A 22465-nucleotide genomic window follows, 5' to 3' on the forward strand; every position below is an offset into this window, starting at 1 on the left:
CTTTTGAGTTGATGAAATGGTTTTTAGAAAGTTAAATTGCTTTCTTTCTATAGGTTGAGTTCGCTTTTAATTAAATAGCGTTTTTTGTCTTCTTTGGTTTGAAGGATGGTTTCGCCCAAGAAACCTGCTACAAAAAACTGTGCTCCCATAATCATGGTGGTTAGGGAGATGTAAAATTGAGGACGTTCGGTAATCAATCTGCCTTGTGGGTGGATAAAGAGCTTGTCGATACCCAAATAAAGTGCAAAGATAAATCCAATAGTAACCATGATAACCCCTAGAGCGCCAAAAAGGTGCATTGGGCGTCGCGCAAATCGGGAAATGAACCAAATGGTTATTAAGTCTAAAAAGCCGTGAATAAAACGGTCCATGCCAAATTTGGTGGTGCCATATTTTCTTGCTTGGTGCTGAACTACCTTTTCGCCAATTTTCAAAAAGCCTGCATTTTTTGCCAAAACAGGAATGTAACGGTGCATTTCACCTTTAACATCTATGTTTTTTACCACATTTTTGTTGTAGGCTTTCAAGCCACAGTTGAAATCATTTAAGCTGACACCCGAGGTTTTTCTTGCCGCCCAGTTAAAGAGTTTGGAAGGCATGTTTTTGGTAAGGACGGAATCGTAGCGTTTCTTTTTCCATCCAGATACCATATCGTAGTCGTCCTGAACAATCATTTGGTAGAGTTCAGGTATTTCTTCTGGATTGTCTTGTAAATCGGCATCCATGGTGATGATCACGTTTCCTTCAGCCTTAGAAAAACCGGCATGTAGTGCCTGAGATTTGCCAAAATTCTTCAAAAAACGGATTCCTTTTACATTAGGATCTTTTTTAGAAAGTCCTACAATGGTTTGCCAGGATTGATCTGTACTTCCATCATCAATAAAAAGGATTTCATAAGAAAAATGATTGGATTGCATAACGCGTGCAATCCAATCATGTAGTTCTGTTAAAGACTCTTGTTCGTTAAGTAGTGGTATAACTACTGATATATCCATGGAGTGTAATTCAAAATTCTACGTCCAAAAGTAAAGAAATTATTTAAGCTGCGTTAGGATCATTGCGTTTCATGGCCAATGCAACGATAAGCCCGATGATTGAATAGAATACCAATTGAAACGCTACCGATTTTAATTGGTTGCCCATTGCAAATTGATTTTCGCCTTCCATTTGTAGCATTGCTTTATCAATTTCAGATTGTGGAGCTCCAAAATTTTCCATCATCTGGCGAGAGCTTTCCATGACATTTTCCTTTAGGATTTCAGAAGCTTCTGGATCAATAACATTAAAAAGTACAATACTAACAAGTGTACTAATTATAAAGCCTACAGCTATGGTAATGAAATAGGAGGAAAATGCTTCTTTAAACGAGATAAACCCTTTTAGTAATCCTTTGGATCTTGCTGTAGAGACAATTCCAAAAACCAAAATGACTAAAAATAAAATGATTCCAAGCCACCATTTAGTCAAAAGTTCAAGGTTAATAGCATAAGAAAGCACGGTTACCAATACAAGCGTAGCGCCAAGGTAAAGTCCGTAATTTAGGGCAGAGGACTTAATAGATTTTTCCATTATAATGATGATTTTTTTAGTTTACACTAGGGTTAGTAATCAAATATAGTAAATCGTTACATAAATTTACTGCAATAAAAATTAAAAAAACATTGTACATAAGTAAAAAATGCTTAAATTTGCAGCTCGAAAAAATGAAACGATAAAATAGCTTTAGCGATGAAAAAAGGTATACATCCAGAAAATTATAGACTTGTAGCATTTAAAGATATGTCTAACGAGGACGTATTTTTAACAAAGTCAACGGCAGTTACTAACGAAACTTTAGAAGTGGATGGGGTTGAGTATCCATTGATTAAGTTAGAGATTTCAAGAACGTCTCACCCATTTTATACTGGTAAATCCAAATTGGTTGATACCGCTGGACGTATTGATAAATTCAAAAACAAATACGCAAAATTCAAAAAGTAATTTAAAGCGTCTTTTTATACATATAAAGCCTTTGGGAATGTCCCAAAGGCTTTTTTGTTTTGGCTAAATATGGTACTTTTGATGTGGCTATTGGGCGGATTCTCTATGAGATCTTTGCACTTTCGCCTAATTAATCTTTAACTCATTCCAAATGAACTATATTCTTTTTGATGGTCCTTTTCGCAACAATTTGTTGCCATTTACCTATACGCGTCCGGTGGCCGATATTCGGGTTGGTATTTTAACCATTCGTGAAAAATGGGAAAAATTTTTGGGGTACACCACCACAACTTTGACAGAAGAATATCTTTCTGATAAATTTCCAATGGTAGAAATGGAGGAGAATGTCATGATCAATGCATCCTATCTGCCAAATGCGGAATTAGTTGAGATGGTGAAAAGCTTGAAAGAAAACCAAGCCATTTTTAAGGGGGAAGATGTGTTGGCATTTTTTACCACAGATACTCAAGAAGAAGTAGATTTTGAAACCTATGAAGCCATTGAGTTTGAAGATGACGTCTTGAAAATAGAACATACCTGGGATATTTTTGCTAAAAACGGCGAAGCTATTTCTGAAGATTTTGAATTGTTGACCAAAGGAAAGGAATCTCAGCCAATTCCGTCTTCAAACAATACCATTCAGGCGAATAGGATTTTTATTGAAGAAGGCGCCAAATTGGAATTTGTAACCTTAAATGCTACCAACGGGCCAATTTATATTGGAAAGGATGCCGAGATTATGGAAGGTTCTATCATTCGCGGGCCATTTGCCTTATGTGAAGGTGCCACCGTAAAAATGGGTGCTAAAATTTATGGACCTACCACGGTTGGGCCTTATAGTAAGGTTGGAGGGGAAATCAATAATTCGGTGCTATTTGCCTATTCCAACAAGGGGCATGATGGCTTTTTAGGGAATTCGGTGTTAGGAGAATGGTGTAATCTTGGAGCCGATACCAATAATTCCAATTTAAAAAATAACTATGCCGAAGTCCGTCTTTGGAACTATGAAACTGAAGGTTTTGCTAGAACAGGATTACAGTTTTGTGGGTTGATGATGGGAGATCATAGCAAGTCGGGTATCAACACCATGTTTAACACTGGAACTGTTGTTGGGGTGAGTGCCAATGTTTTTGGTAGTGGTTATCCAAGAAATTTCATTCCAAGTTTTGCTTGGGGAGGGAGTTCAGGATTTACAACATTTGTAACCAAAAAAGCATTTGAGGTGGCTAATGTTGTGATGTCAAGACGTAATATTGAATTTACGGAACAAGACGCTGCTATTTTGGAGCATATATTTGAGATGACTAAGAAATACAGAAAATCGTTTTAATTCTTTTTCACTGTTCTTAAATCCAATTGGTTTACGGGATTGATACCCAATCCCGAAACGCCCTTTTGTGTAAACCTAATAACTTCGTCATAATACAAAGGGACAATGGGGGCTTGTTGCATCACCAAACTGTCCATTTGGGTGTAAAGTGCTTTTCGTTTTTCAATATCATTGATTGCAAAGGAAGCATTGTAAAGGCTATCAAAAGCGGTGCTTTTAAAGTGTGTGTAGTTGGAACCGTTTGGAGAAAAGGTTTTGCTGTAGAATAAACTCAAATAATTTTCAGCATCCAGATAGTCGGCTACCCATGAAGCTCTAAACAAGCCTAATTTTCCGTTGTTTCTTGCATCTCTTAAAGTGGCGGAAGGTAATACATCCACATTGACCAAAATGCCAATCTTGCCTAATTCCCTTTGAATATATTCGCAAAAATTTAAATAGTTGCTGGTGGTGGATATGGTGATTTCCGGATTTTGGATGTTGGTCTCTTTTCTGAACTGCTCTACTAATTGTTTGGCTTTTTCGGGTTGATAGGAAAAACCGATATCTGTTTTGTAACCAGGAAGTCCTTTGGGAATCATGCCGCCTTGGGCCGGTACACCAACTCCATTTCGCAGATAGATCATCATTTTAGTTCTGTCGAAACCATAATTGACTGCTTTTCTTAAGGTCTCAGATTGTATTTCTGGAATGTCTGCATCTAGATAAAAGCCTAAATATTCTGTGTTTAAATAAGGGCCCCGAAGCATATTGACATCTTTTGCATAATTGGGTCTTAATTCCCCTTTTGCTGTGAGTATTTCGTCTTTGTAAGAAGCGTCTAGACTGTTCAGGAAATCGAGTTTTCCTTGGGCGAATTGTAAAAACTCACTTTGTTTGTCTGGAAGAAATGTTATCGAAACAGCTTCCAAATAGGGTAATTGCTCACCATTTTTATCATATTCAAAATAAGCCTTGTTCCGTCTTAAAACCAATTTGATATTTTCCTCCCATCGTTTAAATGAAAATGGCCCTGTGCCGATAGGGTGAGACCTGAACTCGTTACCATAATGATCTACGACCTCATGTGGGACCACCGAACAGTATTTCATGGTCATCAACCCTAAAAATGCAGGAAATCTAGTCTTAAGGTTAATTTCAAAAATAGTGTCATTAAGGGCTTTAAAGTCATTGACCTTGTTCAGAACCCAGCTGCCAGGCGATGCAATGGATTTATCTTTAAGCCTGTTGAAGCTATACACAAAATCTTCGGCCGTAACGGTTCTAGTGGAATCATTTCCAAAAAGAGGACTTTTATGAAAGTAGATGTCGTTTCTTAAGTTGAAAGTGTAAGTCAAACCATTTTCAGAAATGGACCAATTTTTGGCAATGCAAGGAAGGATGTTCAAACTGTCATCTGTTTGCACAAGACCATTAAAAAGTTGATTGGCCAACCAAGTTTCGCCAACATTGCGGGAAAAAGCAGGATCCAAGGAGCCGATAATATTGCTTTCGTTATAGCGGAAAACTAAATCGTTGTTGCTCTCTTTTTTCTGGCAATTAAATAATAAGGTAAAAAGGAATAAATAAAAAATAGGAGAGAATTTCATTTGGTAATGAATGATAATACTGATTTGGTATTGTGTGAAAACTTAAAAAATAAAAATATGAAAAAAAATTACAAAGGGTTTTAGTTTGGACTGTATATTGAATATACTTTTTTAATTTTCATCTAAAATTTTCAAAGATTAAATAAATGGTCCCTTTTATGTGAGTTAAGTTCATGTTTGTAAAGGGGCTTTGTTGGTTCGGAATTTAATGAGTTTTTTGAAATAGGAGTTTCAATGTCAGTAGATTAAAAAAGAGAGCGCTTAATTAGATAAAGCGTTCTTTTTTTGTATTTTTGCACTCCTTTTCAAGAGTTTAGGAAGATGAATAAAAAAGTCGCTTTTTACACATTAGGATGCAAACTTAATTTCTCGGAAACGTCTACAATTGCCAGAAGTTTTTCCGATGAAGGATTTGATCGCGTTGATTTTTCTGAGAAAGCAGATATCTACGTAATCAATACCTGTTCGGTTACGGAAAATGCCGATAAGCGATTTAAAAGTATTGTAAAGCAAGCTCAAAAAGTCAATCCAGAAGCTTTTGTGGCGGCTGTTGGGTGTTACGCGCAATTGAAACCTCAAGAACTTGCTGATGTGGAAGGCGTAGATTTGGTCTTGGGTGCCACTGAAAAGTTTAAAATCACCGACTATTTAAACGACCTTACCAAAAACGATTTTGGAGAAGTACATTCCTGTGAAATAGAAGAAGCCGATTTTTATGTTGGAAGTTATTCCATTGGGGATAGGACCAGAGCATTTTTGAAAGTCCAGGATGGATGCGATTATAAATGTACCTATTGCACCATTCCGATGGCTCGTGGTATTTCCAGAAGTGATACTATGGAAAATGTACTAAAAAATGCAAGGGAAATTTCAGAAAAGGACATCAAGGAGATTGTCTTGACAGGTGTGAATATTGGGGATTATGGTAAAGGGGAGTTTGGAAATAAACGTCATGAACATACATTTCTGGACTTGGTAACCCAATTGGATCAGGTGGAAGGGATTGAGCGTTTGCGTATTTCTTCTATAGAGCCAAATCTTCTTAAAAATGAAACCATTGAGTTGGTTTCTAAATCTAGAGCTTTTGTACCTCATTTCCATGTGCCTTTACAAAGTGGAAGCAACGACATTTTGAAAAAGATGAAGCGTCGCTATATGCGCGAGTTGTATGTGGACAGAGTTAATAAGATAAAAGAAGTGATGCCACATGCCTGCATTGGAGTGGATGTTATTGTAGGGTTCCCAGGGGAAACTGACGAACACTTTTTGGAGACCTACAATTTCTTGAATGAATTGGATGTTTCCTATCTGCATGTCTTCACTTATTCTGAGCGTGACAATACCGAAGCGGCTCTGATGGATGGAGTAGTGTCCAAAAATGTTCGCGGTAAACGCAGCAAAATGTTAAGAGGGCTTTCAGTTAAAAAGAGAAGAGCTTTTTATGAGAGTCAGATTGGGGCTACTAGAACTGTATTGTTTGAAGGAGAAAATAAGGAAGGCTATATTCATGGCTTTACCGATAATTATGTTAAGGTGAAAGCGCCTTGGAACCCTGAATTGGTCAATACACTGCATGAAGTGAACCTTACGGAGATTGGAGAAGACGGTATTGTAAGGTTTGAGTTTGTTAAGGCCTTAGTTGTTTAAGGAGAATCTTCATTTTATCTGTTTTTCTCACAGTTTATCCAATTTTTTAATCTTGGGAATTTTTTCAGCGGTATTTTTAAAAATTTTAAAATTGCCTGTAATTTGATGAAACAATTTGGTGCCGTAATTTCCCTAATTTGTATACTACAGTTGTCTGTGGCTTGTTCTGAGGACAGTTCTTCCAAAAATGCTTTAGTAGGAAAGTGGAAATTGACCTCTTGGTCAGCAGAAGTGCCTATGGACTTAAATAATGATGGTCTAGCAAACGTTAATCTTTTAAAGGAAATTACCTGTTCAAATAAGGAAACTTTAAGTTTCGATGTACATGGCATAGTTTCATCCGAAGATACATTCAATCCAACGGTAATGATTTCAGAAGTGAATGGAGGAGGGGGCAACGCTTATGCAGTTCAAGTAGAATGCGCTGAAGGGATTATTGGTTTTGCTACGGATTATGCGTTTGATAGTACCAATGGAACTGTTCAAATAGGAGAAAATACAGTTGCCACATTGAATGGAGGAGAGCTGACTATAGTTTATGGAAATGCGATAGAAATATACAATACAGAACTTGCTGAAGTAGTAGGAACAAAAGATTTGACTAAAGTTTATACCAAACAGTAATTAAGAAAAGCACAAACAAAAAACCGAAGCCTTGTAATAAGACTTCGGTTTTTTTGTTATATCCTGATACCTACCGGTAGCATTTTTTTGTATTGTCTGTGTCTTCTTATGAATTTCGCAATTTCTGGACTAGTTGGAACTACGCTAATGTTTCGATCTTGGATATCCGCAAAAACCAATTTTAAAAAGTCCTCGGCAAACTCATCAGATTCTACCGTTTCCGGAATGATAAGCTTGGTCAAGAAAATTTTACGGTCTTGAAGCGAATACTCAATCTTAGCAAGTTCGTTGTCGATTTTTAGTTCATATTGACGTAAAAAATCGTTGTCAATTAATTCAGCTGCATCAATCATAGTTAATTATTTATTTTAAAGGGTCAGTGGGGAAACAAAAAACATTTCTGTAGTTTTGCAGTGCAAATTTACAAAATTTATTGCATATATTAAAGCCCTGTTGAGGTTAAGTGTTTAGGAGATAAAACTTTAGGTTTTTTGGAGGCTTTTTGGGTGTGTAACTAGGTTTTATTGTTGAACTCTTGAGATTGGAATTACAAGGAATGAGCGAGGAGATTATACACGTATATATGATGCCAGGTATGGCAGCAAATCCAACAATTTTTGAACATATTCATTTACCAAAAGAGCAATTCCAAATCCATTGGTTGGAATGGATGTTGCCAGAGGATAATGAAAGTTTGACGCATTATGCGCAGCGTATGGTGGCCAAAATAAAACATGCCAATGTGGTGTTATTGGGTGTGTCCTTTGGAGGGATTTTGGTGCAGGAGATGAGTAAATTTATTCCCGTAAGGAAAATAATTGTAGTTTCTAGCGTTAAGAGTAGACATGAGCTGCCCAAAAGGATGAAGTTGGCAAAGTTTACAAATGCCTATAAATTTTTGCCAACGCAATTGGTGAGTCATGTGGATGCCTTAAGTAAGTATACAGTTGGCAAAACCATGGCCAAAAGGGTAGAGTTGTACAAAAAGTATCTTTCGGTTACGGATAAGCGCTATTGGGATTGGGCCATTAAGCAAGTGATTTCATGGGAGCAAAAGGAAGCACATCCTAATGCTATTTACATTCATGGAGATAAGGATGGGATTTTTCCTCATTCATGCAACGGTAACTGTATTGTTGTAAAAGGAGGAACCCATATAATGATCGTTAACAGATACCGTTGGTTCAATGAGCATTTGCCCAAACTAATTTTGGGCTAACAAATAAAGAGTGAAGGAAATTTTTTAAATTTATATAAAAACAGGATTATGAGGACTTTGAGAAATATTTTAGCAGGTTTTGGTTTAATTTGTGTATCGGGGCTATTTATTTTCGCAACACAAACATCAACTTCAGATAAACTTTTAACAGAACCTTCGAGGTATACCAAAGATTACAACGTATATGCTTTGAGTGTGCCCGAAAATTTAAATTTTGCTGGGGAATTGGTGCCTTTGGAAAACCCTGATATTTATGAGCGTATGGACAGGGAGTTGTTGGTAAATACCTATTGGCAGTCTAATGGCTTGTTATTGTTCAAAAGGGCAAATAAATATTTTCCAATCATAGAGCCTATTTTAAAGAAGAATGGTGTGCCGGACGATTTTAAATATTTGGCTGTTATTGAAAGTGGTTTGACTAATGCCGTATCGCCAGCTGGCGCCAGAGGGGTCTGGCAAATTATGCAAGCGACAGGTCGTGAAAATGGACTGGAAGTCAATGACAATGTGGATGAAAGATATCATTTGGAAATGGCCACCGAAGTTGCTTGTAAATATCTTTTGAATGCTAAGGAGCAGTTTGGCTCTTGGACTTTGGCTGCCGCTTCATATAACGCAGGTATTAGCGGTGTTGCCAAAAGGTTGGAAGAACAGGGGGTTAATGACTATTACGATTTATTGTTGGGAGAGGAAACAGGGCGTTATCTGTTCAGAATCGTGGCCCTTAAGGAAATTTTGAATCACCCAAACGAGTATGGTTTCAACTTCAAGGAAAGTGATTTATATACCGAAGTGCCTACTTATAAGGTAAAAGTGGACACTGCTGTTACCGACTTTTCAAAATTCGCTAAGGATTTTGGAATCAATTACAAAATTTTAAAAATTCACAATCCTTGGCTTAGAGAACCATTTTTAAACAATAAGTCAAGAAAGGAATATTTTATAGAAATCCCTAAGGAAGGCTATTACAAGACGTCAAAACCTGAATGATAGAAATTGTAAAGGACAATTTTTGGACAATAATCTTAGTTCTAAACTACCTGTTGGCTGCCTCTGCGGCAGCCACAATTTTGTCCAAAAATATCAATCCAACCAAAACCATCTCATATATTTTGACCTTGGTTTTTTTTCCTTTTTTAGGATTGATTGTTTATTACTTTTTTGGTCAGGAGTACCGCAAGAACAAAATCTTCAACAGAAAGCATATTCTCAATCAAAATATTATTAAATCCTTAGAGCGGGATTTTGAATTGGATTTTGGACAGAGGATCAAATTAGATCATTTTTTGGGGGATAAAATCAAATTGGTGAATCTCTTGAAAAAGAGTGAAAACTCACCTTTGACCCTGAAAAATGATGTTGAACTTCTTATTAATGGAGATGTGACGTTTGATTATTTGTTCAAGGATTTAAAAGCGGCCGAAGACCATATTCATTTGGAATACTACATTTTTAATGATGACGATATTGGCTCTGAAATCATTGATATTCTCTGTGAAAAGGCTAATAAAGGATTGTCCGTTAGGTTTAGTTTTGATTCCGTTGGAAGTAAATTATCTCGCGTCACCCGAAAGAAGTTGAGAGAAAGCGGAGTTGAGTTTTATCCTTTTATGCCAGTGCTTTTTAAGAAATTTACCAGTAAAATGAATTATCGAGACCATCGGAAAATTGTTATTATCGATGGAAAGGTAGGGTATCTAGGAGGAATTAATGTAGCCGATAATTACTTGAACAACCGAAAAGAAAACAAACATTTTTGGAGAGATACTCATATTAAATTAACTGGAGAAGCTGTAAAGCCACTTCAAGTGCATTTTTTGACCAATTGGGAATTTGTTTCTGGCCAAACCTTTAAGGTTTCCAAGAACTTGTTTCCAGAAGCTGTGGCTACCAACGGAGAAGTTGCCGTACAAATTGCGGCCAGTGGCCCAGATACCGATTGGGCCAATATCATGGAGGCAATTTTTACAGCCATCAATACGGCTGATGAGTATGTCTATATTACTACGCCTTATTTTATTCCCAATGAACAAATTATAACCGCTTTGCAGGTAGCGGCCAAAAGCGGGGTAGATGTAAGGCTGTTGATTCCTAAAATATCAGATTCATGGACGGCTAAATACGCTAGTAATTCCTATTTGGAAACTTTGATGGAGGCCGATGTAAAAGTGTATCGCTATACCAAAGGGATCATTCACGCTAAAACTATTACGGTGGATGGCGTGTTTTCTTCCATAGGCACTTCCAATATGGATTACAGGAGTTTTAATATTAATTTTGAAATTAATGCGCTTATTTACAACAAAGAGTTGAGTAGGCAATTGGAAAACCAATTTATGGAAGATTTAAAGGATGCCGAGCGAGTTGACTTTGAACGCTGGAAGGCAAGGCCATTTCATCAAAGAGCAAAGGAGGCTTATTGTAGGCTATGGTCGCCTTTGTTATAGTAGTTTTTTATTGTCTGTCTGTAAGGAGACTTTTTTTGAATTCTTCAAATAGGAAAATTAGCTCCTTAATATGGTTTTCTGCCATCACATAAGCTTCCTTGGACTGATCCATATCAAAAGAAAACAAAGAGAATTTTTTATCCAAAGCCATTAATTGTTTTGTGCTTGATACAAAAAAGCAAGCGGGAGCCCCAAAGGAATGCTTGTAGGTTTTGATGATAGAGTTGGATAGGTTTTCGGTTTCATCAATGTAGGTGAGTGTTACATTTTTGTTGTAGTTGCCTGTAACGTCTTTTACTTTTTTGCGAGGTCCCCAATACAATACGATTATTTCTACTTGGTTACGATAGGCATGCGCAATGGTGTTAATGGCTTCAATTTCTTTCTCATTGGGAAAATCCCATGTGGTTTTGGTAATTAGCAAAAACGGATGCTCTATTTCGTTAGTTTCCAAAATCCCTCCCGAAAGTTTGGGAAGGCTTAAATTCGGTATGTAAGTATTCAATAAATGGTTTTGTAGAAGGGAATCGAAAAGAGTTTCTGCCAATTCATAATCTTTGTTTTCAAAGGCCAAATCGCTCTGTTTTATATAGGGTTTCAAATGTTGGGAAAGGGCATCATTGAAGTAGACTTTATCATCCTGGGCGTAGGTTAATAAAGAAGAGGCAAGCAATAATATTGTAAACATTCTAACCATATGTAACAATATTTAATTATTGAGCTGTTACCTAAAGTTACAAAACCATACAATAAAACCAAAAGTTATTCGTTTAAACATATTGTTAATTAACTATTTAGAAACTATTAAGAACAAAAAAAGCACTGTAATTACAGTGCTTTTTTACATTTATAAGGTTTGGCTTAAAGGCTTAACGTCTTCTGCCGTGTCGCATAGAACCGTAATGTTGGTTTGGCATTTGCGCTTTCTTCATGCTGTCCTTCATCATTTTTATTTGCTCGGTCAACATACCGCGCTTGTCCAATTTTTGAGCTTCACCCAAAAGTGTTTTGGCTTCTTGTGCTCTGCGTTTGCTAAACGCAATACCAGCCAAATTTAGTTTTGCCATTGCCATATCATGGTCCATGGCTAATCCAAGACTAACCGCTTTTTTGAAATATTTCTCGGCTTCGTTCATATTGGTTTGGGATACCATGATGCCGTGAAGGTAATTGTAGTAGCCTTCTTGCTTTTTTACCAAGGCGCTTGATGGGTTCTTAATTTTATTAAGCCAATTCTTAGCACCCTCAAAGTCTTGCTTTCTTAATTTAAGGAAGGCCAAAAGAATGAATTCGTTCTTAAAGTAAAAGAATACAAATACTAGAGAAAGAAGGATCAACATGATGCCGTTTCCTATGTAACCTTCGGTAAATTGATAGATGGCATAGCCAAATATTAAAGCAGCTATGAGTAGTTTGATATTTTTATTGTACATTACCTAATTAAATTTAAGTTTGCAAAGTTAATAAAAACTATTGAAAATATTTTTCACTTTTGGTTTGCCAAAGTAAAAAGTCTTTGTATATTTGCACGCAGTTTTTAGAACGGCTATAAAACTTAGTTACAGTAATAAGCAAAGAAGATTTTAAAGATATAAGACAATGAGTAAAAGAACGTTTCAACCGTCAAAAAGAAAGAGAAGAAACAAACACGGTTTCAGAGAAAGAATGGCTTCTGCTAATGGCAGAAAGGTACTTGCTCGTAGAAGAGCTAAAGGAAGAAAAAAATTGTCTGTATCTTCTGAGCCAAGACATAAGAAATAATGATTGACAATTGTTAATATATTAAGGTGTTGCTTAGGTGCAACGCCTTTTTTTATATCATTTTGATAACTATTTTTGTAAATAAATATATTCTCTCATAAAAATGCCAAAAAATAAAAACATTAATTCTGTACTTATCATAGGGTCGGGACCAATCGTGATTGGTCAAGCATGTGAATTTGATTACTCTGGGACGCAGGCGCTTAGATCTCTAAGAGAAGATGGAATAGAAACGATTTTGATCAATTCGAACCCGGCAACCATTATGACGGATCCTACAATGGCGGATCACGTGTACCTATTGCCGTTAACTACAAAATCAATTATAAAGATTTTGGAGGAGCACCCTCAAATCGATGCCGTTTTGCCAACCATGGGAGGGCAAACCGCTTTGAACTTATGTATTGAGGCCGATGAAAAAGGAATTTGGGAAGAATACAATGTGGAATTGATTGGTGTGGATATCGACGCCATCAATATCACAGAAGATAGAGAGCAGTTTAGAGACTTAATGGCTAAAATTGGTGTGCCAATGGCACCTCAAGCTACTGCAACCTCATTTTTAAAAGGAAAAGAAATAGCGCAAGAATTTGGCTTTCCATTATGTATTCGCTCGTCGTTTACATTAGGAGGGGCTGGAGCAGCTATTGTTTATGATGAAGCAGATTTTGATGAGTTGTTAAGCCGCGGACTTGAAATTTCACCTATTCATGAGGTGATGATCGATAAAGCTTTATTAGGTTGGAAAGAGTACGAGTTGGAGTTGTTGCGAGATAAAAATGACAATGTTGTTATTATCTGTACCATTGAAAATATGGATCCTATGGGAATCCATACAGGAGACTCCATTACTGTAGCTCCAGCCATGACATTATCAGATACGGCATTCCAACGTATGAGGGATATGGCCATCCACATGATGAGAAGTATTGGAGACTTCGCAGGAGGATGTAACGTGCAGTTTGCGGTAAGTCCAGATGAAAAGGAGGACATTATTGCAATTGAAATTAATCCTCGTGTATCTCGTTCTTCTGCTTTGGCTAGTAAGGCAACTGGATATCCTATCGCTAAAGTAGCTTCTAAGTTGGCAATTGGTTATACCTTGGATGAATTGAGCAACCAGATTACAAAGTCAACTTCGGCATTGTTTGAGCCAACATTGGATTATGTGGTTGTTAAGATACCTCGTTGGAACTTCGACAAATTTGAAGGAAGCGACCGTACCTTGGGATTACAGATGAAAGCTGTAGGAGAGGTAATGGCCATTGGACGTTCATTTCAGGAAGCACTTCATAAAGCGACCCAATCATTGGAAATCAAGAGAAATGGATTGGGAGCAGATGGAAAGGGCTATAAAAACTATGACCAAATCATCGACAAGCTTACTCATGCAAGTTGGGACCGTGTATTTGTAATTTACGATGCTATTCAATTGGGAATCCCATTGAGCAGAATCCATGAGATTACCAAGATCGACATGTGGTTCTTAAAGCAGTATGAAGAATTATATCACCTAGAAAAAGAAATCTCAAACTACACGATTGATACTATTGAAAGAGATTTGCTTCTTGAAGCCAAGCAAAAAGGATATGGAGACCGTCAAATAGCCCATATGTTGAAGTGTTTGGAAAGTGAAGTTCATGCTCGTAGAGAAGAATTGAATATCAAGCGTGTTTACAAGTTAGTAGATACTTGTGCGGCAGAGTTTAAAGCGCAAACACCATACTACTACTCAACTTTTGAGAACAGTGTAGAAACTACTGACGGAAATGTATATTCGGAAAATGAAAGTGTTGTTTCTGATACGAAGAAGGTAATTGTTTTAGGATCTGGACCAAACAGAATTGGACAAGGAATTGAGTTTGATTACTGTTGTGTGCATGGTGTTTTGGCAAGTGCCGAGTGTGGGTATGAAACTATCATGATCAACTGTAACCCGGAAACGGTTTCAACAGATTTCGATATTGCAGACAAATTATATTTTGAACCAGTATTCTGGGAGCATATCTATGATATTATTCAACATGAAAAACCAGAAGGTGTAATTGTACAGTTGGGAGGTCAGACGGCCTTGAAGTTGGCAGAGAAATTAGACCGTTACGGTATCAAAATTATTGGGACAAGCTTTAAATCTTTGGATTTAGCTGAGGATAGAGGTAGTTTCTCAACCTTGTTGAAAGAAAACAACATTCCTTACCCACAATTTGATGTGGCCACAACAGCTGATGAAGCACTTGCTATTTCAGATGTGTTGGATTTCCCTATCTTGGTAAGACCTTCTTACGTACTTGGAGGACAAGGGATGAAGATTGTAATCAACAGAAATGAGTTGGAAGAGCACGTGGTGGATTTATTACGTACCATGCCAGACAACAAACTGTTGTTGGATCATTATTTAGATGGAGCAATCGAAGCTGAAGCAGATGCCATTTGTGACGGTGAAAATGTATACATCATTGGTATCATGGAGCATATTGAGCCTTGTGGAATTCACTCAGGAGACAGTAATGCTACCTTGCCACCGTTTAACCTAGGTGAATTTGTAATGCAACAAATTAAGGATCATACCAAGAAGATTGCTTTGGCCTTGAATACAGTTGGATTGATCAACATTCAATTTGCGATTAAGGATGATACGGTATACATCATTGAAGCGAACCCAAGAGCATCGCGTACGGTACCATTTATTGCAAAGGCTTATGGTGAACCATATGTAAACTTTGCAACCAAAGTAATGTTGGGTGAGAAAAAAGTAACTGATTTTGATTTCAATCCACAATTGGAAGGATATGCCATCAAACAACCAGTATTCTCTTTCAACAAATTCCCGAAGGTGAATAAAAAATTGGGACCAGAAATGAAGAGTACAGGAGAAAGCATCTTGTTTATCGATAGCTTGAAGGATGATGAATTCTACAATCTATATTCAAGAAGAAAAATGTACTTGAGTAAATAATTCACCATTTTTTCGATGAAAGGTAAGTAGGTGTATTCAAAAAATTAGTAATTTAGTATTAACATAGGATGAGATTATGAGAATAAAATTACTAGGTTTTAAAATATTATGTCTCACACTACTAACGTTTTATCGTGTTGAAGCACATAATGCAAGCAATTTTGAAGTAGCTGTGCCAGATGAGTTTACATCTGAAAGTATGCTAGTTTTAAATGCGCTGCAGGATGACAATTTGGAGTTCACGATTTCCCCAAATCCTGCATCTACAAAATTGAATATTCGCTTGCCAAAGGGCTTGCAAAACGCCCAAGTGAGTATTTTTGATGTGTTGGGAAAAAAAGTGTACAGTCAAGAATTGAATTCGTTGACCGCTTCAATTGATGTGTCAAAATGGAATAGTGGTGTGTACCTTGTAAAGGTTTCAACAGACAATTTTAAACAGACCAGAAGGTTTGTAAAACAATAAAGGACTACTTAGTCCCAGTAAAAAGCCACCTGAAAAGGTGGCTTTTTTTATTATAGTATTTTGAAAGTTGGAATCTAGTTAAGAGCCCAACTTTTATTCATCATCCGAAATGGCTCTCTTAATAATAGCTTCAGGAAGTGCTTTTTTGGCTTTGGCTCCCAATTTTTTCAATTTTTCAACGCTGGTAATTAAATTGCCTCGTCCATCCACCAATTTATTCATGGCCGAAGAATAGTCTTTCTTGGCATCGTCCAATTTTTTTCCAACTCCGGTAAGGTCTTTTACCAAACCTTCAAACTTATCATAAAGTGCTCCAGCCTGTCTCGCAATTTCAATAGCGTTTTGCTGTTGCTTCTCATTGTTCCACATCGTGTCAATGGTTCTTAAAGTAGCCAACAGCGTAGATGGTGTTACAATAACAATATTCTTTTCAAAGGCTTTGTTATAAAGGGAATTGTCGTCATTGATGGCTACGGCAAAAGCAGGTTCAATAGGAATAAACAGAAGTACAAAGTCTGGTGATTCCATGTCGTACAAGTCGTGATAGTTCTTCTCTGATAGCTGATCTACGTGGCGTCTGATAGAATTTACGTGGGCTTTTAAAAATTGCGGACGGTGTTCCTCATCGGCATTTACAAAACGCTCATAATCTGTTAAAGATACCTTACTGTCAATAATCATACGCTTATTGTCCGGTAAATGCAATACCACATCAGGAAGCACTCTGGTACCATCTTCTCTTGTGAAATTTTGCTGAACAAAATACTCTCGATCCTTTTCCAAACCAGACTTTTCAAGAACGCGCTCCAAAACCAATTCCCCCCAATTTCCTTGCATTTTACTGTCTCCTTTCAAAGCTTTGGTAAGGTTGGTAGCCTCTTTGGTCATTTGCTGGTTAAGGTCCTTTAGGCCTAACAACTGCTCTTTAAGAGCAGAGTGCATGCTGATGCTTTCCTTTTGGGTGTCCTCAACTTTCTTTTCAAAAAGATGTATTTTTTCTTGAAGTGGATTCAAGATATTCTTGATGTTTTCCTTATTCTGAATGGTGAACTTTTCAGATTTTTCATCAAGGATTTTTGTGGCCAACAGTTCAAAATCTTTTCGGAGTTGTTGTTGGCGTTCTTCAAGTTCTTCTTCACGTTTAAGGTTGAGTCGCTGAAGATTTTCGTATTCAGAATTTCTTCTCGCCAATTCGGTATTCAGAAATTCTTTTTCACGACGAATGTCTTCACGCTCTTCTTCTATTTTAGAAACGGAGGTTTTTAGTTCATTCAGTTGTATGCCAAATTGCTCCGATTGTTTTTGGAGCTCAGTTTCTGATAATAATTTGATATCCTGTAATTGCTGAACAAGGTTGGCATTGCGCTCTTCCAGAGTGCTTTTTTCACCTTTACTTTTCAATTTGGTAAAGGTCATGCCAACATAAGTGCCAATTCCAGCCGATCCTGCAATGACTAGAATGAGAGTTAGATTGTCGTTCATTTAAAATTGAAGTTTGTCCAAAGATAAATTTTTACTTGGAAGATTGTATTTCCTCCTTAAAGAAATCTTGATCTCAAACTTACAATACAGATGTTGTTATTCTTATATCGGCCTCACTCCAAGCTTGGTTGAATTCATTTAAAATTGTTTGAGCTTCTTCAGTTTTTCCTTGGGCTATAAGGCTTTGGTGCAGTCCCATTAACGACCAGCCATTTTGGCGCAGAATTTCTAGGTCCTTTTTGTAAACCTTTTCAGCTTCTTTATATTTTTTAGCTTTCATTAAAACGGCACCTAGATTTTGGCGTGGCGGGATATGCCATTCGGAAGGTTCGTTGTAAACCAAATTATCTTCCATTTCCACAGCCTTTTCTAAATGAGAGATGGCTTTATCCAAGTCCCCTTTTTCCGCTTCCAATTCGCCTGCAACCACCTCGTAGGCTAGTTTTGCTATGGTAGTCCCAGAGTCAAATCCGGTAGCGAGATTGGTTTCCATTTCTGGATCTTTGATCAATAGGGAAATGGCATCCAATTCTTCTTGGGCTTCTTCAATGTTATGTTTTTTAATGAAGGCAATTCCTCGGGAATAATGCCAAATAAGTGATAAGTGTTTGATGTTGTCATTTGGTTTTGGAGTCGTTAAGATATCATTCCATTTGCCAAATCTAGTGTAGGCCAATAGTGGTGTGGAAGCAAAATTCTGTAGAAATTGAAGGTCTTTCATTTCGCCAACAGGGACTTTTTCTGCTGTTTTTTTTGCGGCATCAATGGCAATTTCACTTGCACCCAATAAACTTGAAGCCGACCATAAAAAATGAATGTTATGCGGGTAGTAGCCTAACGGGTACATGCCTTGTGCATAGCATTGGGAAATATAGTCTTCATCTGCTAAAATTGCTTTTTGGTTTGTGGTTACGGCATCTTTATAGCGACCAACCCTGATGTAAATATGGGAGGGCATGTGTACAATATGTCCAGCAGAAGGCATTAGGGACCCTAGTTTTTCTGCGCTGGGAACAGCTAAATCAGGATTTGGTAATTCAACCATATGGATGTAATAATGATGGGCTCCAGGGTTGTCAGGGTCTAGTAGGATGGCTTTTTCCAAAGCGGCCTTTGCTTCAGGAATATTGGCAGAAGGTTTTCCGGATTTATCCCAATAATTCCAAGGAGTCGTATTCATTACCGATGCGGCATACAGTGTTTGTATATCCGCATCATTTGGGTAGGTTTTGGACACTTTGGACATGGCATCCATATAGGCGATATTTAAATCCTCAACCTCTGTAGAGAGGTCGGTAGCGTAACGGTGATTTAAAGCGTTGATTAAATCTTGTTCTTTTTTGGTGCTGTTACCAGAAAGTTCAACAGCTTTGGCAATAGCCTCATTGGCTTTGGTTTTTCTGTCATCGTCTGGAGCGGGATCATTGATGTTTGGGCCTAAAACATAGGCCTGTCCCCAGTAGGCCATTGCTAAATTGGGATCAAGACGGGAGGCTTCCAAGAACGAACGATGTGCTTCAGCATGATTAAAACCATAGGTAAGACGCAATCCTTGATTGAAGAACTTTTGGGCCAATTCATTTTTGGTACTTACGGTATAGGTATGGTCCCCCAAATTTTCAAAAAGAGGGGAGATGGGCTTGCTGAAATCGACATCTTCCAGCATAAAATTGGCTGGAGTACAACTTATGGCGTTAAGGCCAACTTGGTCAGGGTAGTTGTATGTTTCTTCGGTGTTGTTGAAATAAAAAAAGGTAATAATAAGGGCTAAGGAAGAAAACACCAACAAAATTAATTTAGTTTTCATGACTATTGAGGATAAAAATTAGATGCAAAGAAATTACCCAAACAAGTAGATGAAAATTAATAAGGCAGATTTAAAACGTTGGTTTATAGTTTTCTAAATGTAATGAAATTATAAGAATAATGAAAGATTTTTATTTCTTCACCCTAAAACTTCCGCTTTCAAGATCGAAGGTGATTAAATCTTTTGGAAACAATTCGTTAAAGATTCCTTTCGAAATTAAGTTTTTTGGAGCGTCCAAAGTAACCTCAGAATTGGTCATGACAATCATGGAGTCACACAGCTGAATAGCTAAGTCTATTTCATGAGAAGAAAACAGAATGGTCTTTTGGGTTTCTTTTACCAATCTCTGCAATAATTTCAGGATATAGGCTTTGTGGTACATGTCCAAATGGGTAGTGGGCTCATCCAGAATGATTAAATCGGTGTCTTGGGAAAGGGCTCTTGCAATCATGGCTTTTTGAAATTGTCCATCACTCAGTTCAAAACACTTTTTGTCTTTAAGGTCCGCTATATTAATCTGAGTAAGACTTTTGTTGACAATGGCAATATCGGTTTCATTCAAGTTTCCTATCCAATCGGTATAGGGATGTCTACCCAATGCTACCAATTCAAAAACTGAAAGGTTCTTGGAAGCAATTTTCTCGGTAAGTACCAAACTTAGGGTTTTGGCCAAATCTACAGGCGTATAATGAGACAGATTTTTTCCATTAAGCAGAATTTGCCCAGATAAGGGTTTCTGAACCTTGGTGAGGGTTCTTAATAAAGTGGATTTCCCAATTCCATTGGCGCCCACCAGGCCAATAAGTTGACCTTTCTTCAATTCCAAATTGATTCCTGATCTCACAACATGCTGGGTCTTTTTGGAACTATATCCAATGGAGAGGTTGTCTGTAGAAAGAATGATATGTTGCGTATCTAAGGCCACTTATTGTATTAAATTAGAACATCATTTTTTGTTTTCTCACCAAGAGCCAAATTACCACAGGCGCCCCAATTAAAGAAGTGATGGCATTAATTGGAAGGGTAAAATCACTATGCGGCAATTGTGCAATACTATCGCAGATAAGCATGATGATAGCTCCCAGCAAAAATACGGCAGGCAATAATATTTTATGGTTTGAAGTATTGAAAACTTGGCGTACCATATGTGGAATTGCCAGTCCTATAAAAGCGATAGGGCCTGCGAAAGCTGTAATGGTCCCCGCTAAAAGACTTGTGGCAAAAATAATGACCAATCTACTTTGTTTGATGTTTAGTCCTAAGCTTTTGGCGTAGTTTTCTCCCAATAACAGCGTGTTTAAAGCTTTTATAGAGGTAACACTTAATAGTAGCCCCAAAGCATAAATACAGAAGAATACTAGGAGTTCATTCCAAGAAAGATTTCCTAAACTACCAAAACCCCAAAAGATATACTGTTGTAATTTCTCTGCAGAACTAAAATAGGAAAGCACGCTTACAACTGCGGCAGTAATACTCCCAAACATCAATCCTATAATTAAAATAGCCATGGTATCCCGTACTTTTACGGACATGGCCAATACCGCTAGAAGCACCAATAAACTTCCTAAACTTGCAGCAATAACAATACTCCATTTAGAAATTAAAAACGTCGAGAGAAAGCCCCCGAAAGTCCCAGCTCCCAATATGACAAGGGCAACTCCCAAGCTTGCTCCAGAACTTATTCCCAGTACGAATGGACCTGCCAAGGGGTTTCTAAACAGGGTTTGCATCAACAAGCCTGAGATACCCAAACCAGATCCTACTAAAATAGCTGTGATGGCTTTGGGTAATCTAAAATTGAGGATAATGTATTGCCAAGATTGATTTTCGATGTTTCCAAAAAGGCTATTGAAAATCTCCTTTAACGGAATTGAAACCGATCCCAAAGTAATGTTTACCACAAAACATATGGCTAATAATAAAACCAAAATTGTAAACGGAAGTTTATATGAACTAGAAGTGCTATTCAAGAGGTTTAAAAAAATGAGGTTGGTAGTCTTCTAATAGCTCTGGGTGGCAAATTTTTACGAGATCTTTTAAAACAAGGTCGGGTCTTGACGTACCTAATTCATAGTAGGTAACACCTCCAGTTGGTCCCATCGTGTTAACAAAGGAGTATACTTTTTTGTTGATATACGCATCAAATTCGGTGTAATGAGGATTGGCTTCACGCAAAGCTTCCATGGAGTTGTAATAGGAAGGGCTCAACCAAATATCGGCTGATTTTGCTTTTGAAAATACCGATTCAAAACTTAAGGCTAGGCTTCCACTTGTTTGAGTGTCCTTCCATAAATAATTAACATTGGCATCATTCAGCAATTGGGCTTCTGGACTCGTTCCGCTAGGTAAATACCACACATCCTTATACATGGCACCGCTTAAAACGCTAGGTTGTTCCTTAACGTTGGCAGCAAGTTCTTTTGCCTTCAAGTAGTCTGATTCTATTTGGTTGAATATGGAATCAGCAGCTTTCTGTTTATTATAGAGTACTCCAAAAAACTTGATCCATTCAGCCTTAGCTAAGGGCGAACTTTCAACCCAATCGCCATTGTAAATTACGGGAATCCCTGCTTTTTTAATGGTTTCAAATGTTTTGTTGTTTCCATCAATACCAAAACCAATCACTACATCTGGCTGTAGTTCCAATAAAATTTCAGTGTTCAGGTTTTCGTTTTTTCCAAGTTCACTAATGTTGCCTTCATCAATAAGTTTTCGAGTTTTAGGGGAAGAAATATATTCCGTACCTGGAAATCCAATAAGAGAAGTTTCCTCTTCCAATAATCCCAAAGCAGGAATATGCGTAGTAGAAGTTACTACCATACGCTCTATAGGAATCGGGATAATGGCATCGAACAAATTAGCATCAAAGGTGATACTAGGTAAAAGGTTTCTATGCACTAAGGCATATCTGTATTGCTTGCTGGCATTAGGCCAAGGATCTGTAATAGTGAGTACCTTGAAGTTTTCGTTGTGAACAATTGAAAACCCTTTGGCATACTTGAATTGCGAGCGGCTTCCATCCATTTTTTGATTGGGAATGGTTTGTTTGTCTTGTTTACAGCCAAACAGGCCCAAACAAAATAGTAATAGAAACACAGGTCTCACAAGCTTCAATTTTTTCACATGTCAAAAATAGGATTATTTGTGCTTTATAGTA

21 protein-coding genes are annotated in these 22465 nt (G+C 37.4%); 10 read left to right on the forward strand and 11 right to left on the reverse strand.

Features of this window, described 5'->3' with window-relative positions; all coding sequences use genetic code 11:
* Positions 1 to 47: 47 nt before the first annotated feature.
* Together BKM32_RS09290 and BKM32_RS09295 are read right to left on the reverse strand one after the other, a co-directional pair.
* Complete coding sequence (locus BKM32_RS09290; protein WP_076663559.1) at positions 48 to 995, reverse strand: glycosyltransferase family 2 protein; 948 nt, start codon at positions 993 to 995, stop codon at positions 48 to 50.
* Positions 996 to 1038: 43 nt separating this feature from the next.
* The gene (locus tag BKM32_RS09295) at positions 1039 to 1569 is read right to left on the reverse strand and encodes a DUF4199 domain-containing protein (protein WP_076663560.1); all 531 of its coding nucleotides are present in this window, start codon (positions 1567 to 1569) and stop codon (positions 1039 to 1041) included.
* Positions 1570 to 1728: 159 nt separating this feature from the next.
* On the opposite strand from BKM32_RS09295, the gene BKM32_RS09300 reads away from it, so the two are divergent.
* Positions 1729 to 1980: a type B 50S ribosomal protein L31 gene (locus tag BKM32_RS09300; protein ID WP_053978329.1), complete on the forward strand. Its 252-nt coding sequence runs from the start codon at positions 1729 to 1731 to the stop codon at positions 1978 to 1980.
* 151 nt (positions 1981 to 2131) lie between these two features.
* Entirely contained in the window at positions 2132 to 3310 is a 1179-nt protein-coding gene (locus tag BKM32_RS09305; protein ID WP_076663561.1) for a GlmU family protein, read from the forward strand.
* Here BKM32_RS09305 and BKM32_RS09310 read toward each other — a convergent pair.
* Positions 3307 to 4899 carry an ABC transporter substrate-binding protein gene (locus BKM32_RS09310; RefSeq protein ID WP_076663562.1) on the reverse strand — a complete coding sequence of 531 codons (1593 nt, stop codon included), beginning with the start codon at positions 4897 to 4899 and terminating at the stop codon, positions 3307 to 3309. The two genes, BKM32_RS09305 and BKM32_RS09310, sit on opposite strands and share 4 nt — an antisense overlap.
* A gap of 321 nt (positions 4900 to 5220) precedes the next feature.
* Between BKM32_RS09310 and mtaB the strand changes: the two genes are divergently transcribed.
* The gene (gene mtaB / locus BKM32_RS09315) at positions 5221 to 6546 is read left to right on the forward strand and encodes a tRNA (N(6)-L-threonylcarbamoyladenosine(37)-C(2))-methylthiotransferase MtaB (protein ID WP_076663563.1); all 1326 of its coding nucleotides are present in this window, start codon (positions 5221 to 5223) and stop codon (positions 6544 to 6546) included.
* A 105-nt stretch (positions 6547 to 6651) separates the two neighbouring features.
* Positions 6652 to 7170 carry a hypothetical protein gene (locus BKM32_RS09320; protein ID WP_076663564.1) on the forward strand — a complete coding sequence of 173 codons (519 nt, stop codon included), beginning with the start codon at positions 6652 to 6654 and terminating at the stop codon, positions 7168 to 7170.
* Between the two features lie 56 nt (positions 7171 to 7226).
* Here BKM32_RS09320 and BKM32_RS09325 read toward each other — a convergent pair whose 3' ends face one another.
* A complete protein-coding gene (locus tag BKM32_RS09325) occupies positions 7227 to 7523 on the reverse strand; it encodes a GNAT family N-acetyltransferase (protein ID WP_171971857.1) in 297 nt (98 codons plus the stop codon).
* 203 nt (positions 7524 to 7726) lie between these two features.
* Between BKM32_RS09325 and BKM32_RS09330 the strand changes: the two genes are divergently transcribed.
* The 3 genes from BKM32_RS09330 to cls are packed head-to-tail and all read left to right on the forward strand — an operon-like array spanning position 7727 to position 10836.
* A complete protein-coding gene (locus BKM32_RS09330) occupies positions 7727 to 8389 on the forward strand; it encodes an alpha/beta hydrolase (RefSeq protein ID WP_076663635.1) in 663 nt (220 codons plus the stop codon).
* A gap of 48 nt (positions 8390 to 8437) precedes the next feature.
* Positions 8438 to 9379 (forward strand): lytic transglycosylase domain-containing protein, encoded by a 942-nt coding sequence (locus tag BKM32_RS09335; RefSeq protein ID WP_076663565.1) that lies wholly within the window; start codon positions 8438 to 8440, stop codon positions 9377 to 9379.
* A complete protein-coding gene (gene cls / locus BKM32_RS09340; protein WP_076663566.1) occupies positions 9376 to 10836 on the forward strand; it encodes a cardiolipin synthase in 1461 nt (486 codons plus the stop codon). Before BKM32_RS09335 ends, cls begins: the two co-directional genes overlap by 4 nt.
* A gap of 7 nt (positions 10837 to 10843) precedes the next feature.
* Here the strand turns inward: cls and BKM32_RS09345 are convergent, their stop codons facing one another.
* Entirely contained in the window at positions 10844 to 11524 is a 681-nt protein-coding gene (locus tag BKM32_RS09345) for a hypothetical protein (protein WP_123812093.1), read from the reverse strand.
* 181 nt (positions 11525 to 11705) lie between these two features.
* Positions 11706 to 12269: a hypothetical protein gene (locus BKM32_RS09350; RefSeq protein WP_076663568.1), complete on the reverse strand. Its 564-nt coding sequence runs from the start codon at positions 12267 to 12269 to the stop codon at positions 11706 to 11708.
* A 166-nt stretch (positions 12270 to 12435) separates the two neighbouring features.
* Between BKM32_RS09350 and rpmH the strand changes: the two genes are divergently transcribed.
* The 3 genes from rpmH to BKM32_RS09365 all read left to right on the forward strand — a co-directional run bounded on the left by rpmH (position 12436) and on the right by BKM32_RS09365 (position 16019).
* On the forward strand, positions 12436 to 12597 hold the full coding sequence (gene rpmH / locus BKM32_RS09355; RefSeq protein WP_076663569.1) for a 50S ribosomal protein L34: 162 nt from the start codon (positions 12436 to 12438) through the stop codon (positions 12595 to 12597).
* 103 nt (positions 12598 to 12700) lie between these two features.
* Positions 12701 to 15553: a carbamoyl-phosphate synthase large subunit gene (gene carB / locus BKM32_RS09360; RefSeq protein ID WP_076663570.1), complete on the forward strand. Its 2853-nt coding sequence runs from the start codon at positions 12701 to 12703 to the stop codon at positions 15551 to 15553.
* Positions 15554 to 15629: 76 nt separating this feature from the next.
* Entirely contained in the window at positions 15630 to 16019 is a 390-nt protein-coding gene (locus tag BKM32_RS09365) for a T9SS type A sorting domain-containing protein (protein ID WP_076663571.1), read from the forward strand.
* A gap of 93 nt (positions 16020 to 16112) precedes the next feature.
* Here BKM32_RS09365 and BKM32_RS09370 read toward each other — a convergent pair whose 3' ends face one another.
* From BKM32_RS09370 to BKM32_RS09390, 5 genes are all read right to left on the reverse strand, one after another.
* Positions 16113 to 17501, reverse strand: coding sequence for a DNA recombination protein RmuC (locus BKM32_RS09370; RefSeq protein WP_076663572.1), 1389 nt, complete (start codon positions 17499 to 17501; stop codon positions 16113 to 16115).
* A 79-nt stretch (positions 17502 to 17580) separates the two neighbouring features.
* Positions 17581 to 19308: a hypothetical protein gene (locus BKM32_RS09375; RefSeq protein ID WP_076663573.1), complete on the reverse strand. Its 1728-nt coding sequence runs from the start codon at positions 19306 to 19308 to the stop codon at positions 17581 to 17583.
* Between the two features lie 130 nt (positions 19309 to 19438).
* Positions 19439 to 20233, reverse strand: a complete 795-nt coding sequence (locus BKM32_RS09380) for an ABC transporter ATP-binding protein (protein WP_076663574.1) — start codon at positions 20231 to 20233, stop codon at positions 19439 to 19441.
* A 13-nt stretch (positions 20234 to 20246) separates the two neighbouring features.
* A complete protein-coding gene (locus tag BKM32_RS09385) occupies positions 20247 to 21239 on the reverse strand; it encodes an iron ABC transporter permease (RefSeq protein ID WP_253187447.1) in 993 nt (330 codons plus the stop codon).
* Positions 21240 to 21270: 31 nt separating this feature from the next.
* Entirely contained in the window at positions 21271 to 22431 is a 1161-nt protein-coding gene (locus tag BKM32_RS09390) for an ABC transporter substrate-binding protein (protein ID WP_371328831.1), read from the reverse strand.
* Positions 22432 to 22465 lie beyond the last annotated feature (34 nt).

It is taken from the genome of Mangrovimonas sp. DI 80, from assembly GCF_001975575.1.
GTDB lineage: Bacteria > Bacteroidota > Bacteroidia > Flavobacteriales > Flavobacteriaceae > Mangrovimonas_A > Mangrovimonas_A xylaniphaga.

Excerpts from the sequence above, each read along its gene's own strand:
- BKM32_RS09290 (WP_076663559.1), bottom strand. The coding sequence starts at position 995 with ATGGATATATCAGTAGTTATACCACTACTTAACGAACAAGAGTCTTTA.
- BKM32_RS09295 (WP_076663560.1), bottom strand. The coding sequence starts at position 1,569 with ATGGAAAAATCTATTAAGTCCTCTGCCCTAAATTACGGACTTTACCTT.
- BKM32_RS09300 (WP_053978329.1), top strand. The coding sequence starts at position 1,729 with ATGAAAAAAGGTATACATCCAGAAAATTATAGACTTGTAGCATTTAAA.
- BKM32_RS09305 (WP_076663561.1), top strand. The coding sequence starts at position 2,132 with ATGAACTATATTCTTTTTGATGGTCCTTTTCGCAACAATTTGTTGCCA.
- BKM32_RS09310 (WP_076663562.1), bottom strand. The coding sequence starts at position 4,899 with ATGAAATTCTCTCCTATTTTTTATTTATTCCTTTTTACCTTATTATTT.
- mtaB (WP_076663563.1), top strand. The coding sequence starts at position 5,221 with ATGAATAAAAAAGTCGCTTTTTACACATTAGGATGCAAACTTAATTTC.
- BKM32_RS09320 (WP_076663564.1), top strand. The coding sequence starts at position 6,652 with ATGAAACAATTTGGTGCCGTAATTTCCCTAATTTGTATACTACAGTTG.
- BKM32_RS09325 (WP_171971857.1), bottom strand. The coding sequence starts at position 7,523 with ATGATTGATGCAGCTGAATTAATTGACAACGATTTTTTACGTCAATAT.
- BKM32_RS09330 (WP_076663635.1), top strand. The coding sequence starts at position 7,727 with ATGAGCGAGGAGATTATACACGTATATATGATGCCAGGTATGGCAGCA.
- BKM32_RS09335 (WP_076663565.1), top strand. The coding sequence starts at position 8,438 with ATGAGGACTTTGAGAAATATTTTAGCAGGTTTTGGTTTAATTTGTGTA.
- cls (WP_076663566.1), top strand. The coding sequence starts at position 9,376 with ATGATAGAAATTGTAAAGGACAATTTTTGGACAATAATCTTAGTTCTA.
- BKM32_RS09345 (WP_123812093.1), bottom strand. The coding sequence starts at position 11,524 with ATGTTTACAATATTATTGCTTGCCTCTTCTTTATTAACCTACGCCCAG.
- BKM32_RS09350 (WP_076663568.1), bottom strand. The coding sequence starts at position 12,269 with ATGTACAATAAAAATATCAAACTACTCATAGCTGCTTTAATATTTGGC.
- rpmH (WP_076663569.1), top strand. The coding sequence starts at position 12,436 with ATGAGTAAAAGAACGTTTCAACCGTCAAAAAGAAAGAGAAGAAACAAA.
- carB (WP_076663570.1), top strand. The coding sequence starts at position 12,701 with ATGCCAAAAAATAAAAACATTAATTCTGTACTTATCATAGGGTCGGGA.
- BKM32_RS09365 (WP_076663571.1), top strand. The coding sequence starts at position 15,630 with ATGAGAATAAAATTACTAGGTTTTAAAATATTATGTCTCACACTACTA.
- BKM32_RS09370 (WP_076663572.1), bottom strand. The coding sequence starts at position 17,501 with ATGAACGACAATCTAACTCTCATTCTAGTCATTGCAGGATCGGCTGGA.
- BKM32_RS09375 (WP_076663573.1), bottom strand. The coding sequence starts at position 19,308 with ATGAAAACTAAATTAATTTTGTTGGTGTTTTCTTCCTTAGCCCTTATT.